Source organism: Pseudomonas sp. JUb52 (assembly GCF_004341115.1).
Taxonomy (GTDB): domain Bacteria; phylum Pseudomonadota; class Gammaproteobacteria; order Pseudomonadales; family Pseudomonadaceae; genus Chryseomonas; species Chryseomonas oryzihabitans.
The window spans coordinates 54767-71982 of sequence record NZ_SLYS01000009.1 but is presented as its reverse complement, the minus strand read 5'-3'; the positions used below and the strand labels follow the sequence as shown (position 1 = coordinate 71982).

The 17216-nt window shown below is 65.7% G+C and carries 11 protein-coding genes and 1 tRNA gene; 3 read left to right on the top strand and 9 right to left on the bottom strand.

The annotated features are described in order from the left end of the window. Nucleotides 1-39: 39 nt before the first annotated feature. Genes recD through recC form a run of 3 tightly spaced genes read right to left on the bottom strand, consistent with a single transcriptional unit; the run spans nt 40 to nt 9204 of the window. Nucleotides 40-2121, bottom strand: coding sequence for an exodeoxyribonuclease V subunit alpha (recD, locus tag EC839_RS15890; RefSeq protein ID WP_132832789.1), 2082 nt, complete (start codon nt 2119-2121; stop codon nt 40-42). Further along, entirely contained in the window at nt 2114-5776 is a 3663-nt protein-coding gene (recB, locus tag EC839_RS15885) for an exodeoxyribonuclease V subunit beta (RefSeq protein ID WP_132832788.1), read from the bottom strand. Before recB ends, recD begins: the two co-directional genes overlap by 8 nt. After that, a complete protein-coding gene (recC, locus tag EC839_RS15880) occupies nt 5773-9204 on the bottom strand; it encodes an exodeoxyribonuclease V subunit gamma (RefSeq protein ID WP_132832787.1) in 3432 nt (1143 codons plus the stop codon). The genes recB and recC overlap by 4 nt, the downstream gene beginning before the upstream one ends. A gap of 181 nt (nt 9205-9385) precedes the next feature. Between recC and EC839_RS15875 the strand changes: the two genes are divergently transcribed. Next, the gene (locus tag EC839_RS15875; protein ID WP_132832786.1) at nt 9386-9883 is read left to right on the top strand and encodes a hypothetical protein; all 498 of its coding nucleotides are present in this window, start codon (nt 9386-9388) and stop codon (nt 9881-9883) included. 13 nt (nt 9884-9896) lie between these two features. Here the strand turns inward: EC839_RS15875 and yacG are convergent, their stop codons facing one another. From yacG to pilB, 5 genes are all read right to left on the bottom strand, one after another. Further along, the gene (gene yacG / locus EC839_RS15870; RefSeq protein WP_007160931.1) at nt 9897-10094 is read right to left on the bottom strand and encodes a DNA gyrase inhibitor YacG; all 198 of its coding nucleotides are present in this window, start codon (nt 10092-10094) and stop codon (nt 9897-9899) included. After that, complete coding sequence (gene coaE / locus EC839_RS15865; RefSeq protein WP_132832785.1) at nt 10091-10702, bottom strand: dephospho-CoA kinase; 612 nt, start codon at nt 10700-10702, stop codon at nt 10091-10093. The genes yacG and coaE overlap by 4 nt, the downstream gene beginning before the upstream one ends. Beyond that, nucleotides 10699-11571, bottom strand: a complete 873-nt coding sequence (locus EC839_RS15860) for an A24 family peptidase (RefSeq protein WP_132832784.1) — start codon at nt 11569-11571, stop codon at nt 10699-10701. The genes coaE and EC839_RS15860 overlap by 4 nt, the downstream gene beginning before the upstream one ends. Continuing rightward, complete coding sequence (locus tag EC839_RS15855) at nt 11571-12788, bottom strand: type II secretion system F family protein (protein WP_027600839.1); 1218 nt, start codon at nt 12786-12788, stop codon at nt 11571-11573. The genes EC839_RS15860 and EC839_RS15855 overlap by 1 nt, the downstream gene beginning before the upstream one ends. Before the next feature lie 210 nt (nt 12789-12998). Then, nucleotides 12999-14693 (bottom strand): type IV-A pilus assembly ATPase PilB, encoded by a 1695-nt coding sequence (pilB, locus tag EC839_RS15850; RefSeq protein ID WP_132832783.1) that lies wholly within the window; start codon nt 14691-14693, stop codon nt 12999-13001. 212 nt (nt 14694-14905) lie between these two features. Between pilB and EC839_RS15845 the strand changes: the two genes are divergently transcribed. Further along, complete coding sequence (locus EC839_RS15845; RefSeq protein ID WP_132832782.1) at nt 14906-15403, top strand: pilin; 498 nt, start codon at nt 14906-14908, stop codon at nt 15401-15403. A gap of 159 nt (nt 15404-15562) precedes the next feature. Here EC839_RS15845 and EC839_RS15840 read toward each other — a convergent pair whose 3' ends face one another. After that, nucleotides 15563-16561, bottom strand: a complete 999-nt coding sequence (locus EC839_RS15840; RefSeq protein ID WP_132832781.1) for an SDR family oxidoreductase — start codon at nt 16559-16561, stop codon at nt 15563-15565. A gap of 290 nt (nt 16562-16851) precedes the next feature. On the opposite strand from EC839_RS15840, the gene EC839_RS15835 reads away from it, so the two are divergent. Further along, nucleotides 16852-16927: transfer RNA gene (locus tag EC839_RS15835), tRNA-Thr, on the top strand. Nucleotides 16928-17216 lie beyond the last annotated feature (289 nt).

The window sequence follows — 17216 nt, the reverse complement described above, 5'->3', positions numbered from 1 at the left end:
GGCAGGCGCGAGGGGAGCGTCCAGCGTTTATCTGTACATTTACACAGTGTTTCGCAAATCCAGGTCCAGGCCGCTGACGCGACGGACCCGCCGGGCCACCGCCTCGGCAAAGATGCCGCCACGGGCCTCGATCAGGGTGAAATCATCGCGCGCCCGGGTGATGCCGGTATAGACCAGCTCCTTGGTCAGCACCGGACTGAGCTGCTCGGGCAGCAGGAGCGCGGTGTGGGCGAATTCCGAGCCCTGGGACTTGTGCACGGTCATGGCGAACACCGTCTCCACCGCCGCCAACCGGCTGGGCAAGACGAATCTCAGACCGCCGCTGCCATCGCCGCGGGGAAAGGCGACCCGCAGGACCTTGCGCGCCGGCTGGTTGGCGTCCGGCAGGCAGAGGGTGATGCCGATGTCGCCATTCATCAGCCCCAGGCTGTAGTCGTTGCGCGTCACCAGCACCGGACGGCCCTCGTACCAGCCGTGCTCGCCCGCGAGCAGGCCCGCCGCCAAGAGGGCACTGGCAATGCGCAGGTTGAGACCTTCCACACCCCAGGGGCCCTTGCGCACGGCGCAGAGCAGCTGGAAGTCGTCGAAGGCGGCCAGCACCTGGCCGGCCCAGAGCGTCCAGGCGGGATCCTCCAGGACGGTATCCAGCTGAGGCCGCGTCCCCTGCAGGACCTCGAGATAATGTCGATAGCCCCGGGCGCGCCCGCGTCCCTCCAGCACCAGGCGTTCGAGGGCGCGATCCTCCGGCCCCTTGAGCAGGACCCGATGGAGATCGGCGTAGCCGCCGTCGACCAGCACCTGCTGCGCACCCTGGCCGTCCTGGGCATTCACCCGACGGGCCAGCTGGCCGATCCCGCTGCCAGCGCCGAAACGCCGTGAGCGCCTGAGCATCACCACCTGCTGGGCCAGGGCGTCACCCTGGTCGTCGCCGACCGCCAGGGTCGTCTGGGCCAGCGACTGGCCGCTCACGGCTTCCAGCCAGGCGCGGGTGGCCGGACTGTAGCGTCCGGCTTCGGCATCCCGGCAGAGATCGCCCAGCACCGCGCCCGCCTCCACCGAAGCCAGCTGATCCTTGTCCCCCAGCAGCACCAGACGCGCCCGCGGCGGCAGGGCCGCCAGCAGGCTGGCCATCATTTCCAGGTCGATCATCGAGGCTTCGTCCACCACCAGCACGTCCAGCGGCAAGGGATGCCCGCGGTGATGGCGGAAGTGGCGGGTATTGGGCCGACTGCCCAGCAGCCGGTGCACCGTGGTCACCCCGGTGGGGATGTGCCGGCGCAGTTCGTCATCCACCGGCAGGCGACTGACCTGGCCGCCGATGGATTCGGTGAGGCGCGCGGCCGCCTTGCCGGTCGGTGCGGCCAGGCGGATGCGCAAGGGGCGACCGGCCGCCACCGCGGGCGCTTGGAGCAGCGCCAGCAGGCGCACCACGGTGGTGGTCTTGCCAGTGCCGGGGCCGCCGGTGACGATGCTGAAGGCACCGCGCACCGCCAGGGCGCAGGCCAGTTTCTGCCAGTCGGGTTCGCCACCCGCGTCGGGGTCCGGCGGAAACAGCCGATCGAGACGCTCGGCAAGATCCGCCGGCAAAGGCTCGGGGGTGGCCAGGCGCTGGCGCAGGCTGGCCGCCACCGCGCGTTCGTAATTCCAGTAGCGACGCAGGTAGAGGCGCTCACCGCCCAGCACCAGCGGTCGTTCCGGACAGCTGCCGTCGCCATCGACCAGGGCGCTGGCCCGCAGCGCCTGCTGCCAGGCCTCGAGGGTCTGGCCGTGCAGCAACTGCGACGGCAAGAGCGACGCGCGCGCCTCGTCGCCTTCGGGTGGCAGCGACAGGGCGGCATCGGGATTACGCAGGGTGGCGGCGAGATCCAGGCAGACATGGCCATGGCCGAGCTGATGGCTGGCCAGGGCCGCGGCCAAGAGCACCGCCGAGTCGCCTTGGGGTTCGAGTTCGCCGAGAAAGCCGGTGAAGGCCCGGTCCACCTGGCGCAACCAGCCGCGCTGCACCCAGAGTTCCAGTAGGCGAAAAAGGTCGTCCCGCTGTTCGAGCGGGGTAAGTGGACGCTCCTGGGCCAGGGACGCCAGGCGCAGCAGCCGTTCGGTGGCGGGGCTGAAATCAGACATGGGCATTCTCCGCACCGCTGAACAGCAGATCCAGGGTCTCGATCAGCGCCTGGGCGGGCCGCTCGACAAAGACGCCGTGGCCGGCCGGATCACAGCCGCGCAGGAACAGGTAGACGGCGCCGCCGAAGTGGCGCTCGTAGCTATAGTCGGGCAGTCGCGCCTTGAGCAGCCGGTGCACGGCCAGGCTGTAGAGCACGTACTGCAGGTCATAGCGCTTGGCCAGGACGGCCTCCTCCATGGCCGCGCGGGTATAGGCCCCGGCTTCGGCGCCCAGCCAGTTGGACTTGTAGTCCACCACGAAATAGCGCCCCTCGTGTTCGAAGACCAGATCGATGAAGCCCTTGAACAGGCCGTTGAGCTGTCCCGGTTCCAGCATCGGCCGCGCCTGGCCGCCGTGGGTGCCGCGCCGCACCAGCTCGTCCAGCCGCTCCAGATCGACGCCATGGGTGGCGAACCAGAATTCCATCTCCACCTGGTAGCGCGCCAGTTCGCCCAGGCGCTGGCTGCCCCCCGGCAGGGGCAGCGGCAGCGCCAGCAACTGGCGCAGCCAGCCTTGCAGGATGGGAATCCAGTGATTCCAGCCACGCCGCTGGCAACGCCGGGCGATCAGATCGTCCAGCCGCTCGGGCGCCGCCTGGATGGCGGTGAAGCCCTCCTCGCCCACCCATTCCAGCAGGCTGTGCAGGAAGGTGCCCGGACCGGGGCCGCGGGGAAAGCGATGCAGGTCTTCGCCGGCCGCCGGCTGGCGGGCCTCGTCCGGGGCGAGGCGATCGTCGTCGAACAGCTTCTGGGCCGCCGGGGTATCCAGATCCAGCTCCAGGTTGAACGGGACCTCCTCCCGCGCCTCGCCCAGGCGCGTACCGATGCGCAGGGCGCTGTAGGAGGCGATCCACCAGTCCTCGCGGGCCGCCCGACGGGCCGTCAGCGCCTTGAGGGTCACCGGCGCTTCGCGGGCTTCGGGCAGGCGTGCCGGACTGGCTGCGGGCAGCGGCAGGATCAGGGTGTCAGGTTGCGCGCCGATCAGGGTGGTCAGGGCGGTGCCCAGGGCCGCCGAACTCGCCAGGGGCTCGCCGCCGGTGGCCAGGTAGCCAAGGGCACTGCGGGCGAAGCCGGATTCCTTGCTGCGCCCGCGCTTGAGATCGGCCACCCCGACCCAGCAGGCATGGCGGGCCCGGGTCAGGGCGACATAGAGCAGGCGCAGGTCTTCGGCCAGGCGCTCGTCGTCGGCGCGGGCCAGTTCCTCGGCGGAGGGCTTGAAGGTGCGGCGCAGCTGGCCCTGATCGTCGTGATAGCGCAGCGGCAGGCTGGCGCTCTCCTCGGCGCGATAGGCGCAGGCGAAGGGCAGGAACACCAGCGGATATTCCAGGCCCTTGGACTTGTGCACCGTCACCACCTTGACCAGCTCGGCGTCGCTTTCCAGGCGCAGGATCTGCTCGTCGGCGGCGCCCTGGGCGGCCAGTTGCTCGGCCAGGTGGCGGATCAGCGCCTGCTCGCCGTCCAGCTCGCCGGCGGCACGCTGCAGCAGTTCGGCGAGGTGCAGCAGATTGGTCAGCACCCGCTCGCCATCGGCGCGGGCCATCAGCCGCTGCGGCAGGCGGAAGTCCTGCAGCAGTCGGCGCAGCATGGGCAGCACGCCCTGGCCGCGCCATAGCTGGCGATAGCCGCGGAATTGCAACACCCGCGCCTCCCAGGCCTGCTCGTCGTGATTGAGGGCATCCAGTTCGGCCAAGGGCAGGTCGAGGGTCAGGCTGCCCAGCGCCGCGCGCAGCCGACGATCCACGTCGGGCTCGGCGCAGGCCTTGAGCCAGTCCAGCAGGCAGCGGGCCTCCTGGGCGGTGAACACCGAATCCTTGTCCGACAGATAGACGCTGCGCACCCCGCGTCGCACCAGCGCCTGGCGTACCGCCTGGGCTTCGCTGCCGGCGCGTACCAGGATGGCGATGTCGGCCGGCCGCAGTGGCGTGAGCTCGCCGTCTTCGCGTCGAAAGCCGGCCTTGGCCTCGGCGGCCAGGCTCAGCAACCGGACGATCTCGCTGGCGGTGCTCTCGGCCAGGGTGGCGCGATAGGCGGTGCCGGCCAGGGGCTCGTCGCCGGCCAGCTGCCAGAAGGTCAGGGCCGCGCCAGGCGTGCCGTCGATCTCCAGGACTTCACGCCGCCCCTGGGCGCGGACCGGCTCGAAGGGCACCGGATTGTCCTCGCCCTGGCGGAACAGGAAGGCCGCCCGCGGGGCCGTGGCCTCGCCATGGGCGAACACCTGGTTGACCGCCGCGACCATGGCGGCGGTGGAACGAAAGTTGGTGTCCAGCGAGTGCAGGTGGCCGGCATTGGCGCGACGCGCCTGCAGATAGGTATGGATATCGGCGCCGCGGAAGGCATAGATGGCCTGCTTGGGATCGCCGATCAGGAACAGCCCGGTACCCTCCCCCGCGCCATAGACGCTGCTGAAGATGCGGTACTGCACCGGATCGGTGTCCTGGAATTCGTCGATCAGCGCCACCGGGAATTGCTCGCGGATCAGCGCCGCCAGCCGCGCGCCGGCGCCATCGGCCTGCAATGCCCGATCCAGGCGGGTGAGGATGTCGTCGAAACCCAGCTCGGCGCGACGCAGCTTCTCGCGCTCGAATTTCTGCTGCACCCAGGCCGCCGCGTGCTCCAGCAGCGGCACCTCGGGGCTGGGCAGCTCGGCCAGTTGCCCGGGCAGGCGCGCCATGGCCGCCAGGGCCGGATGATCCGGCGGACTGGCCTTGGTCCAGACCTCGGCGAAGCCCTCCTCGGTCAGCCGGGTAAAGCCGGTGCCGATATCCAGGTCCTCGCTGGCGGGGTTGTCAGCCCAGGCGACCAGCTTGTCGCACCAGGGCCCGAAGAATCGCTTCTGCAACTTGCGGCCGTCGACCACCTTGGCGTCGCAGCCGGCCTGGCAGAGGTCACGCACCTCTTCCGCCCACTGGGCCCAGGGCGCCTTGAGCCGTGCCAATCGCTCGCGACGCTCCGTCAGGGCGGTGGCCAGCAAGGCGGCGGGTTCGCCCTGGGGCGCGCCCAGGGCCTCGCTCAGCAAGGGTCGCAGGCGTGCGGCCAGAGCGCGGGGCTCGCCCCAGTGCTCGATCACCCAGTCCAGCGCCTCCCCTTCCAGGGGGTAGCAAAAGCGTCGCCAGTAGTCGCGCACCACCTGGGCGAGTAGCTCGCTCTGGTCCTGCTCCAGGTTCTGCACGAAGAGACTACCGCTGTCGAAGGCGTGCTCGCGCAGCATGCGCTGGCACCAGCTGTGGATGGTGGAGACGGCCGCCTCGTCCATCCACTGGGCGGCGATGTCCAGACGGCGGGCGCAGTCGGCCCAGGCCTCGACCGGAAAGTCCTCGCGCAACTCGGCGAGCAGCGGATCGGGCGCGGCGATCTCGTCGCGGAAGAAACGCGCGGCTTCGGCCAGGCGATGGCGAATGCGATCGCGCAATTCCTGGGTGGCTGCCTCGGTAAAGGTCACCACCAGGATCTGGGGCGGCAGCAGTTCGCGGCCGAAGGCCGTCTCCGGCGTACCGTGGCCCAGCACCAGACGCACATAGAGCGCGGAAATGGTGAAGGTCTTGCCAGTGCCGGCACTGGCCTCGATGAGCTGATTGCCCTGCAGCGGAAAGCGTAGGGCGAGCGGACGCTGACTCATGCCTGGCCCTCCCCACCCATCACCTGCCAACCGGCGTTATAGACCGGGGCATAGAGGGTCTGGCACCAGCCATCGAATTCCTCGTCGGCCAGCAGGGCGGCGAAGTCCGGGTATTGCCGACGCAGCGCCGGATGAGTCGCCGCCTCGCCCTGATAGGCCTGCTCGGCCGCCGCCAGGGCCTTGTCCGGGTCATTGGCCAGCCAGGCGAAGGCGGTGCGCGGCGCCACCGGCAGCGGCCGCCGCTGCCCCAGGGCCCAGGCGTCCAGCAATTCGTTCAGCTGACGGCGAGCCAGCTCAGCGTCCAGTGGCGCCAGCAACAGGGTCAGGTCGGTCGCCACCACCGCGGTGGTCAGCTGCAGACCACCGGCCGCGGCGACCAGGTGCTGTACCCAGGGCCGCAACAGCCGGTGCCACTTGCGGGTACGCGTATTGCCCAGGCCATTGGCCTGGGCGTTCAGGGCCAGCAGGCCCTCGGGGCCGCGGCGCAGCCGTTCGAGGTTGGCCACCAGTTGCAGCTCGCGATGTTCGATATCCAGGGTCAGGGCCTCTTCCAGGGGTTCGGGCCAGCGCAGCGTCAGGGCCTCGACCTGGGCCACCACGGCGGGCAGCGGCTCGCGCAAGGCCCGCCCGGCCCGCTCGCCAAAACCCGCCAGCGGCAGCCGACCACTGCCGCGCAGGCGCTCGGCGGCGGCCAAGAGCGCCTGATCCGCCTCGGCCGGCGCGGCCAGAGCCGCCGCCAGCAGGTCTTCGCCCAACTGGTAGCGGGTCAGGGCGTCCAGGCCGAAAGGCTCTTCGTCTTCCGCCGGCGCATCGGGCGCCGCGAAGTGCACCTTGAGGCGATTGGCGAAGAAGAGGTCCACCGGTCCGCGCAGAAAGCGTGCGAGATCATCGAGGCCCAGGGGTTCTTCGGGCACCAGCGGCGGCAACAGCTCATCCTCGTCACGCGTGGTGCGGTCATGCACGCCCAGCCACTCGGCCGCGAAGCTGAAATAGCCGCGCTCACCGCGGAAGTAGCGGGCACTGAAAGGCTGCAGGGGATGCTCCTGGGTCAGGGCCATGAGCAGGCGCTCCGGCTCCTCTTCATGCCCCGCCAGCCGCCAACCGGCCTGGAGATGGTCGCGCAACTGGGCGACCAGCACCGACGGCGGGCGCTCGCTGTTGTCGCGGATGCTGCGCCCCACCCAGCTGACATAGAACTGATCGCGCGCCGAGAGCAGCGCTTCCAGCAGCAGATAGCGGTCGTCCTCCCGTCGCGAGCGGTCCCCAGGACGGTAGTCCTGGGCCATGAGATCGAAATCCAGCGGTGACTGGATGCGCGGATAGGCACCGTCATGCATGCCCAGCAGGCAGACCACGCGAAAGGGAATGGCGCGCATGGGCATCAGGGTGCAGAAATTGACCGCGCCAGCGAGAAAGCGCTGGGCCAGGCCACCGCTGTCCAGCCCCGCCAGCCAGGCCTCGCGCACCATGGTGAGTGGCAGGTCTTCATCCAGCGCCACGTCCTCGCACAGTTCCAGCCAGCGCTCGCGCAGATTTTCCAGCTGTTCCAGCAGGTATTCGTCGTGCTCATCCTGGGCACTGAAGAACAGCGCCAGCAGCGCCTGCAGGCGGGCGCCCCACTCCGCCGGTCGCGCCGGCTGGGCCAGCGCCGCCTGGGCCGCGTCCAGGGCATCGAGCAGATCCACCAACGGTCCGACCAGTGCTGCGTCCAGGCCGCCCACCTCGTCGAAGGGCTCGATATCCCCCAGGGCCGCGCCACTGCCGACGGCGTAGCCCAGCAGCATGCGCCTCAGACCGAAGCGCCAGGTGTTCTGCGTCAGCCCCTCGGGCAGGTCGAGGCGACTGCGCTGCTCGGCATCCAGTCCCCAGCGCACGCCGGCGCCTTCCAGCCACAGATGCAGGGTCGGCAGATCGCCCTCGCGCAGACCGAAGCGGGCGCGCAGCGCCGGTACGTCCAGCAGGTCGAGGATCTCGCTCAGGGCGAAGCGGCTGTCGGGCAGCTGCAGCAGGTGCTCCAGGGCGATCAGCAAGGGTTGGAAACCGCGCTGGTGCTGGTCGGCCAGGCTGAAGGGGATGAAGCGTGGATCCTGACGTTCGAGCTGGCCGAACACCGCGCGGATGTGCGGCGCATAGGCGTCGATGTCCGGCACCATGACGATGACGTCGCGCGGCCGGAGGCTGCTGTCGCTGTTGAAGCGCGCCAGGAGCTGGTCGTGGAGAATCTCCACCTCGCGCTGGGGGCTGTGGGCCACATGGAAGCGCATGGACCTGTCCCGTGCCGGATCGACCGCCGGCCAGCGCTCGCGGGTCTCGCTCAGCGGACGCAATTCGAGGATGTCGTCCTGCAACTGGCCGAGCAGGTGTTGGGGCTCGGTTTCGGCGAAGAGGTCGATGCGCCCACCGTTGAGGTCCTCGAACAGGCGGCGATAGCCATCGGGTTCGTCGAATTCGTCCAGCAGGTGGATATAGTCGCGGCCCTGCTTGCCCCAACTCGCCAGCAGCGGCTGGCCGTGCTGGTGCAGCGCCTCGGCATCCAGGGTCTGCGGCATGCCCGGCTTGCGCTGCTGGCGCCGGTAATTCTGCCGCAGGAGATCCTGGTCGGCGACGATATCGGACCAGTGATGGCGACAGGGATTGTGCACGCAGAGCAGCACCTGGCTGAAGCGCGCCAGGGCGGCCAGGGCTTCGAGGGTCTGCGCCGGAATCGCCGACAGGCCAAAGATCACCACCCGCCGCGGCAGACCGGCTGGCGGCTCGGTCGCCGCCTGCATGACCTCCAGAAAGCGCCGGTGCACCCCGGCCCGACTGCGGGCCAGACCACCGTCACCCACATCGTCCAGCAGCGCCCGCCACAGCTGCGCCTGCCAGCGGCAACTTTCCGGCAAAGGACGCCGACCGTCGCGCAGGCTGGCCAGCAGATCGCGCCCCGCGGCCCAGTCGTTGAGCCAGTCGGCGCGATAGACCTGGTAGCCGTCATAGAGATCGGCCAGGCGCTCGGCCAGCTGATAGCGCTTGCGCAGATCGCCGTCGTCGTCGAGAAAGCGCCGCAGGGCGGCGAAGTCCGGTTGCAGGAGCAGGGTCGGCAGGAGCCGCATCAGACGCCAGGTCAGGGGCGCGCGGTCCAGCGGCGAGGAGGGTGGGACCTGGTCACGCCCCAATACCTGGCGATAGGTCCGCCAGAGAAAGGCCGCGGGCAACTGCACTTCGAGGGCCGCGGCGATCCCGCAACCGCCCTCGTCGTCACCGCGCGGATCCTCGGCCAGCGCCAGCTTGAGCCACTGGGCGATGCCATTGCTCTGCACCAGCACCTGTTCGTTTTCCAGCGGCGCCAGGGGATACCGCCGCATCCAGCCGACCGCCAGGCCGCGCAGCTCTTCGAGCCGATTGCCGTGTACCACCATGAATCCGGGAGTGAGCGCCTCGGACATCCTACGCCTCGCTGTTCGCTATCTGCGGCCAGGGTAAGGATCACCCGCGCCAGACACCAGCCCGCAATGTGTTGACCGACGCATGACGCAGTGCACAGCCGCTCCGTCCACCCGCCTATCGCGGGACTCGAGCCGGTAGACTCAGCCGCTATCGGCCGCCGGCCTTCGACAGGATGTTTTCATGCGTTTCCTCGTTGCCCTTCCCCTGCTTCTGGGTGCCGCCTTCGCCCATGCCGACACCGGCGAGCCCGTCGACTGCGCCAGCCTGCAGGCGCAATTGCCCTTGCCCCTGCTCCAGCAGACCTCCGGCCTGCCCCTGGCCTATGCCCGGCAGATCGCCGGCGGCTGCGCCTTCACCGATCGCGACACCGGCCAGCCGGCCAACTACCTGCTGGGCCTGTCGGCGGGTTACGAGAATGGCGGTCGGGCGCTGCCCAAGCTGCGCCGGCAGGTGCAATCCTTGAGCGAACAACTGGAGTGCAAGGCCATCGACGGCCTGGGCGAAGGCGCCAGCGCCTGCAGCAAGCCGCTATTGGGCACCCAGGTCTTCTTCATCAAGCGCGACCGGATCCATACGGTGACGGCGTCCAGCCCGCTGGAATACGAGAAACCCGAGCTGCCGGCCAAGCTGCGCCAGGCGGCCCAGGCGACCGCCCAGGCCTGGGCGCAGCGGCTATAGGGGAAGGCGCGCCCTAGTGGCCGCGCCGATTGAGGTCTTCGGAGTAGAGATCGTCTTCCAGCTCATTGCCGGGGATGGCGTGCTCTTCCGCCGCCCAGGCACCCAGATCGATCAGTTTGCAGCGGTCGGAACAGAAGGGCCGGTTGGCGCTCTTCTCGCTCCATTCCACGGGTGCGCCGCAGGTGGGGCAGTCCACGGTAAGAGTGCTCATACTTGGCCTCCGTCAAGGGTCAGATAAAAGGAATGCAGGCGCTCCACCTCGGCGTGGAGCGTGGCGAGATCGCCGTCGTTGCAGATGACGTCATCCGCCTTGGCCAGCCGCTCGGCGCGCGGCAACTGCGCCGCCAGGATGGCCCGTACCTGGGCTTCGTCCACCCCGTCGCGGCGCATGGCCCGCTCGAGCTGCAGCGCTTCCGGCGCGTCTATCACCAGCCCCCGCCGCACCAACGCCCGCTGTCCGGACTCGAATAGCAGCGGCGACACCAGGATGGCATAGGGCGACTCGGCACCAGCCAGGGCCGCCAGGATTTCCTGGCGAATGAGGGGATGCAGCAGGGCTTCCAGCCAGCGCCGCTCAGTTGGATCGGCAAAGATCGCGGCTCGCAGCGCCGCTCGATCCAGGCTGCCATCCGGCTGCAAGACAGCGGGCGAAAAATGCCCGGCGATCTCGGCCAGCGCCGGTCGTCCCGGCTCCACCACCCAGCGGGCGGCCTGGTCGGCGTCGACACAGGTGATGCCCAACTGGGCGAAATGCTCGGCAGCGGCGCTCTTGCCACTGCCGATACCCCCGGTCAGGCCGAGGGTCCAGGCAGAAGTCATCGGAATCCGGCGAAGTTCAGGTACAGGCCGGTTATTTGATCACCCCAGAGCAAGGCAATCCACCCCGCCACGGCGAGATAGGGACCGAAGGGCAAGGGCGTGCTGCTTTCCGCCCGCCGCAGCCGCAGGGTGATGACGCCCAGAATGGCGCCCACCAGCGAGGACAGCAGGATGGTCAACGGCAGGATCTGCCAACCGCCCCAGGCGCCGAGCAGCGCCAGCAGCTTGAAGTCGCCATAGCCCATGCCTTCCTTGCCAGTCACCAGACGGAACAGCTGGAATACCAGCCACAGACTCAGATACCCCGCTACCGCGCCCCAGACGGCATCGCCGAGGTTGGTGAACAGGCCGAACTGATTGGCGACCAGTCCCAGCCACAACAGCGGCAGCACGATCACATCCGGCAACAGTTGGTGATCGGCGTCGATCAAACTGGCCGCCAGTAGCCCCCAGGTCAGCAGCAGAAAGGCCCCACCCTGCCAGGTCACGCCCAGGTGCCAGATGACCCAGGCCGACAGCAGTCCACAGGCCAGCTCCACCAGCGGATAACGCAGGCTGATAGAGGCCTGACACCCCTTGCAGCGACCGCGCAGGACCAGATAACTCAGCACCGGCACATTTTCCCAGGGCCGCACCGCGCGCTGGCAATGAGGACAGCGTGAAGCAGGTCGCGCCAGGTTGAAGGGGGCGCCTGCCGGCTCGGCCGGCAGCTCCAGCACCTCACGCGCCTCCGCCTGCCAAGCCCGCCTCAGCATCACCGGCAGGCGATAGACCACCACATTGAGAAAGCTGCCCACCAGCAGCCCCAGGACCAGCGCGCACAGCGCCGCGGCCAGCGGCGCGCCGGCCAGGAACTCCAGCAGCGCCATCAGACCACCGAGCCGAGCTGGAAGATGGGCAGATACATGGCAATGATCAGACCACCCACCAGAACCCCCAGGACCGCCATGATCATCGGCTCCATCAGGGTGGTGAGGTTGTCGACCATGTTATCGACCTCGTCTTCATAGAAGGTCGCGACTTTGGACAGCATTTCGTCCAACGAACCGGATTCCTCACCAATAGCTGTCATCTGGATGGCCATGGAAGAGAACACCCCGGTAGTGCGCATGGAGAAATTGAGCTGCATACCGGTGGACACATCGCCCTTGATCTTCTCCACGGCATTGCGGAATACCACGTTGCCGGTCGCACCCGCCACCGAGTCCAGGGCATCCACCAGCGGGACACCCGCTGCGAAGGTTGTGGCCAGGGTCCGGGCATAACGGGCAATGGCCGACTTGTAGAGAATGGAGCCGATCAACGGGATCTTGAGCAATCCACGATCGACCGCGTCGCGGAATTTTTCCGATTTCTTGTAGAAGTGACGAAGGACGAAAGCCAGCACAAAGAGCCCGCCCAGTACCAGCAACCACCACTCCTGCAAAACCTCGGAAATCGCGATGACCATAAGGGTAAAGGCCGGCAGCTGAGCCCCGAAGCCCTCGAACACCGATTGGAATTGAGGCACTACCTTGATCAATAGAATGGCCGACACGATCACCGCGACGACGATCACCGCCGCGGGATAGGTCATGGCTTTCTTGATCTTCTTTTTCAACGCCTCGGTCTTTTCCTTATAGGTGGCTACCCGATCCAGCAGGGTCTCCAAGGCACCCGATTGCTCACCTGCGTCCACCAGGTTGCAATAGAGGTCATCGAAATACTGCGGCTGCTTGCGCAAGGAGTTGGCCAGGCTGTTACCCGCGGCGACGTCCTGCTTGATGTCGTCGACCATCTTGCGCATGTTGGGATTATCGAAGCCCTCGCCGATAATGTCGAAGGCCTGCAGCAGGGGCACACCGGCACTCATCATGGTCGCCAGCTGTCGAGTGAACAGGGCGATATCCATGGGCTTGATCTTCTTGCCCTTGCCGAACAGGGACACCGACTTCTTGCGTACCCGGGTCGGATTGATTCCCTGTTTGCGCAACTGCGCCTTGATCAACGCAGGGTTCAGGCCCGTCATCTCGCCCTTCACCTTGGTCCCTTTGCGATCGGTCCCCTCCCAGGTGAAGCTGCCCATCTTGATAGCTTTATCGGCCATGGCCTCGACTCGTCAAAGGCTCGGCCCGCGGTGGCGAGCCCGTCAAAAGAATGCTCTATGTAGAGCTGGTTGCGGCTTTAAAGGCAAGCATCACGCCAAACAGCGACAGTCGCCGCGCCCCGACGTATCCGAGGCTTGCAGCGATGATCGACCAACGCTCGGATCAAGTCCCCTCTCCCTCCGGGAGAGGGCTAGGGTGAGGGAAAGCCGCTAGTCCTTGGTTACCCGATTGATCTCTTCCAGACTGGTAATCCCCTGCATCGCCTTCACCAGCCCCGACCGCCGCAGATCATTGAAGCCCTCTTTACGCATCCGCGCCGCGATCTCGATGGAGTTGCCCTCCTCCATGATCATCTGCTGCAGTGCCGGGGTGATCTTCACCACCTCGTAGATCCCCACCCGGCCGCGGTATCCCGCATTGCAGTCTTCGCAACCGATAGGCTGGTAAAGGGTGAAGCTACCGACCTCCTCTTCCTTGAACCCTTCGGCCAACAATGCCTCACGCGGCACTTCATGGACTCTCTTGCACTTGCTGCACAGCTTGCGTGCCAACCGCTGGGCGATGATGAGATTGACCGAGGTCGCCAGGTTGAAGGCGGGCACGCCCATGTTACGCAAGCGCGTCAGGGTTTCCGCCGCGCTGTTGGTGTGCAGGGTCGACATCACCATGTGACCGGTCTGGGCTGCCTTGATGGCGATCTCCGCCGTTTCCAGGTCCCGGATCTCACCCACCATGATCACGTCGGGATCCTGACGCAGGAAGGCCCGCAACGCCTGAGAGAAGTCGAGTCCCTGACGCGGGTTGACGTTGACCTGGTTGATACCTTCCAAGTTGATTTCCACCGGATCCTCCGCCGTGGAAATATTGATGTCTTCGGTATTGAGGATGTTGAGGCCGGTATAGAGGGATACCGTCTTGCCCGAACCGGTCGGACCGGTCACCAAGATCATCCCCTGCGGCTGCTTGAGTGCCTGCAGATAGAGCTCCTTCTGCACATCCTCGTAGCCCAAGGCATCGATCCCCATCTGGGCGCTGGAGGAATCCAGAATCCGCATCACGATCTTCTCGCCCCAGAGGGTAGGCAAGGTGTTGACCCGGAAGTCGATGGACTTGGTCTTGGAGACCTTGAGCTTTACCCGGCCATCCTGGGGTTTGCGCCGCTCGGAGATATCCATATTGGACATCACCTTGAGCCGAGCCGAAATCCGTGACACCAGCTGCACCGGGGGCCGCGCCGCTTCGTGCAGGACACCGTCGGTACGGAAGCGTACCCGGTACATCTTTTCATAGGGCTCGAAGTGTAGGTCGGACGAGCCCTTCTTGATGGCATCGAGCAGCATCTTGTTGACGAACTTCACCACGGGCGCATCGTCGGCGTCGGTACCAGCCACGGCTTCTTGCGCCCGCTCTCCTCCCTCAGCTTCCAGATCGAGATCGAGATCGGACAACTCAAGCCCACCGGTTCCCGTATCGAGGTAGCGCTCGATGGCCTGATGTAGCTTGTCATCTTCGACCAGCACGACCTCCACCGCCAGCTTGCTGCCAAAGGACACATCATTGATGGCCTGCTGGTTGGTAGGATCGGAAAGCGCGATGAAAAGCTTGTTGCCTCTTTTGCTCAAAGGCAGGAAGTGGTGCTGCTGCATCAGCTTTTCGTTGACGATGTCCTTGGGTAGCTGCTCCTTGTCGATAGCCGCAAGATCAACAAAGGGTACGCCGAATTCCTGGGCAGCCAACTCCGCCAAAGGGCGGCTCTGCACCAGCCGCTGCTGAACGAGATAGGTCACCAGTGGCACCTTGGCCTGCTTGGCCTTGACCACCGCCTGCTGCGCTGCCGCCTCCGCCAGCAGTTGAGCATCCACTAGCTGCCGCGCTAGTCCCGACAGCATCACTGTCTCGTTCATCGTCATTCCTACCCTTAGCTACAGAAAGCGTTATAGCACCACCAATGGCGCCCGCAAAATGACGCCAGACAGCTGACATTTTTTGTCATCACCTGCCCTTTTGTTGACGCCCACCACAAGGAAAACGTGCTGCAGTCGCCACTTTTCTTTGGCACGGCCTGTGCTATACCTCAAACAGGCACGTTGGCCTGATCCAACCTCGGAGATTTGGAATGAAAGCTCAGAAAGGCTTTACCTTGATCGAACTGATGATCGTCGTTGCGATCATTGGTATTTTGGCGGCGGTAGCTCTTCCTGCCTACCAAAACTACACTACTAGAGCTCGCGTCGCGGAAGGCCTAGGCCTGGCAGACGCCGCAAAAGTAAATGTTGCTGATGTGCTCTCTTCAGGCAATCCTGGAGCATCGGCATCTGGTTATGGTCTTGGTTATACTCAACCGAGCGCGACTGCGAATACCTCTAGCGTCGCAATTGATGCAACGACCGGTGCAATCACCATTACGACTACAGCCGCAGCGGGGGGCGGTACTATTATTCTAACCCCTAATGCTCCAAAAGGTACTGCACTGCCAGATGGAACTAAGACCTTCACTCCTCCGAGTGATGCAGTTGTCTGGAAATGCAGAGCCAAAGGATCGGCCGATGGCGGATTCAAAGGCACTACCGAAGGAAGTCTGGCTGCTACTTTTGCCCCGTCCGAGTGCCGTTGATGCATACTGCATTAACATAGGCTAGAACCATTAAAAGTCGATCAATGTCAATTGGTCGACTTTTAATACTTGATAAGCTTCAGGTAGCACTATGAAATTGGAAATTAATAGATAGTATTTTTTCTAAAAATATTCGCACTAGCCATATAAAGCCGCCTTTCAAGGCATCCCCTTCCCCCCAAACGCCCCCACCACCGTCCCCGTACTAAAACTCGCTTCCTCCTCCGCCAACGCCACATACAACCCCGCCAACTCCGCCGGCTGCCCTGCCCTCCCCAGCGGCGTGTCCTGCCCGAACTCCTTCATCTGCCCTTCCAGCTGACCACCCGCCACCTGCAGCGGCGTCCACACCGGACCCGGCGCCACGGCGTTGACGCGAATACCCTTCTTGGCCAGTTGCTTGGCCATGCCCTTGGTGAGATTAAGGATGGCGGCCTTGGTCGCGGCGTAGTCGATGAGTTCCTCGCCGGGATCATAGGAATTCACCGAGACGGTATTGATGATACTGGCGCCCGGCGGCAGGTGCGGGATGGCGGCCTTGCTGAAGCGGAAGACGTGATAGACGTTGGTCTTGAAGGTGCGGTCGAATTGCTCGTCGGTGATCTCGAGGATGTCCGCCTTGCTTTGCTGATAGGCGGCATTGTTCACCAGCAGGTCCAGGCCGCCGAGTTGCTGGACGGCCTTGCTCACGACGTCTTCGCAGGCCTCCTGGGTACGGATGTCAGCCGGCAGGGTGATGGCCTTGCGGCCGGCTTCCTGGATCAGCTTGACCACCTCCTGAGCGTCGGACTCTTCGGAAGGATGGTAGTTGATAGCCACATCCGCCCCTTCCCGGGCAAAGGCGATGGCCACGGCGCGACCGATGCCACTGTCGCCGCCGGTGATGAGGGCCTTGCGCCCGGCCAGGCGACCCGAGCCGTGATAGCTGGTCTCGCCATGGTCGGGACGCGGCTCCATCTTGCTGGTGAGCGCCGGCCATTCCTGGCGCTGCTCCTTGAAAGGCTCGCGGGTGTACTTGGTGCGCGGGTCCTGCAGCGGCTTGGCGGGACGAGTCGCGCTGCTGCCTTCCTGGGCGACGGCAGCGCCCGAAGCAGCGGCGGCGAGCCCCACGGCGGAGCCGACGAGCACGTTACGACGGGTAAGGGAGTAATCGGTCATCGAGGCTCTCCGCATGGGCAGCTATCTATTGGCAGGATCATGGGGGCGAAGCTGCGGCAAGGCTGGATCCGCGAAGGTTTAGGTATGACGACTCCCATAAAGGTTTCCCGAATGCATGCCGCCCTGACCGCTGACCTTCGCGCGCAAAAATCACGTCAGGCCGAGAAGCATTAACGAATCGCGAAATCAGCGGCGGACAGCAGTGCGACACATCGCCACAGGGCTTGGCACAGGCCCGATGACCAGGCTTGCACAGCAGATGACCGAAGACTTATCATTGAAAGCTTCGTGCCGGTGTAGCTCAGTTGGTAGAGCGGCGCATTCGTAATGCGAAGGTCGTAGGTTCGACTCCTATCTCCGGCACCATCCTTCCGCCTCATCCCTCCTCGCTCTTTTCAAAGCCTTCAAGGCCTTAGCCGCCTTGGGCCGAGCCTTTCTGCGTCCCTTTCCGATCTGCGCCTTGCGTGCGAGCTGACCGCAAACGCCCGAGCAAACTGGCGACTCCCTGCCCCTCGGCTACTCTTACCCAGCGCATGACAGTGCCTTACACCGCCTGATTTCGGCTTGCTTGACGGGCGGCAACACCTGAACAGCGGCTGACCAAAGGGTCGAATATCCAGCCCCTCTGTGGCACCATACCGCGCTGCGAAATCCC

Coding starts and splice junctions, on each gene's coding strand:
- recD (WP_132832789.1), bottom strand. CDS start 2,121: ATGTCTGATTTCAGCCCCGCCACCGAACGGCTGCTGCGCCTGGCGTCC.
- recB (WP_132832788.1), bottom strand. CDS start 5,776: ATGAGTCAGCGTCCGCTCGCCCTACGCTTTCCGCTGCAGGGCAATCAG.
- recC (WP_132832787.1), bottom strand. CDS start 9,204: ATGTCCGAGGCGCTCACTCCCGGATTCATGGTGGTACACGGCAATCGG.
- EC839_RS15875 (WP_132832786.1), top strand. CDS start 9,386: ATGCGTTTCCTCGTTGCCCTTCCCCTGCTTCTGGGTGCCGCCTTCGCC.
- yacG (WP_007160931.1), bottom strand. CDS start 10,094: ATGAGCACTCTTACCGTGGACTGCCCCACCTGCGGCGCACCCGTGGAA.
- coaE (WP_132832785.1), bottom strand. CDS start 10,702: ATGACTTCTGCCTGGACCCTCGGCCTGACCGGGGGTATCGGCAGTGGC.
- EC839_RS15860 (WP_132832784.1), bottom strand. CDS start 11,571: ATGGCGCTGCTGGAGTTCCTGGCCGGCGCGCCGCTGGCCGCGGCGCTG.
- EC839_RS15855 (WP_027600839.1), bottom strand. CDS start 12,788: ATGGCCGATAAAGCTATCAAGATGGGCAGCTTCACCTGGGAGGGGACC.
- pilB (WP_132832783.1), bottom strand. CDS start 14,693: ATGAACGAGACAGTGATGCTGTCGGGACTAGCGCGGCAGCTAGTGGAT.
- EC839_RS15845 (WP_132832782.1), top strand. CDS start 14,906: ATGAAAGCTCAGAAAGGCTTTACCTTGATCGAACTGATGATCGTCGTT.
- EC839_RS15840 (WP_132832781.1), bottom strand. CDS start 16,561: ATGACCGATTACTCCCTTACCCGTCGTAACGTGCTCGTCGGCTCCGCC.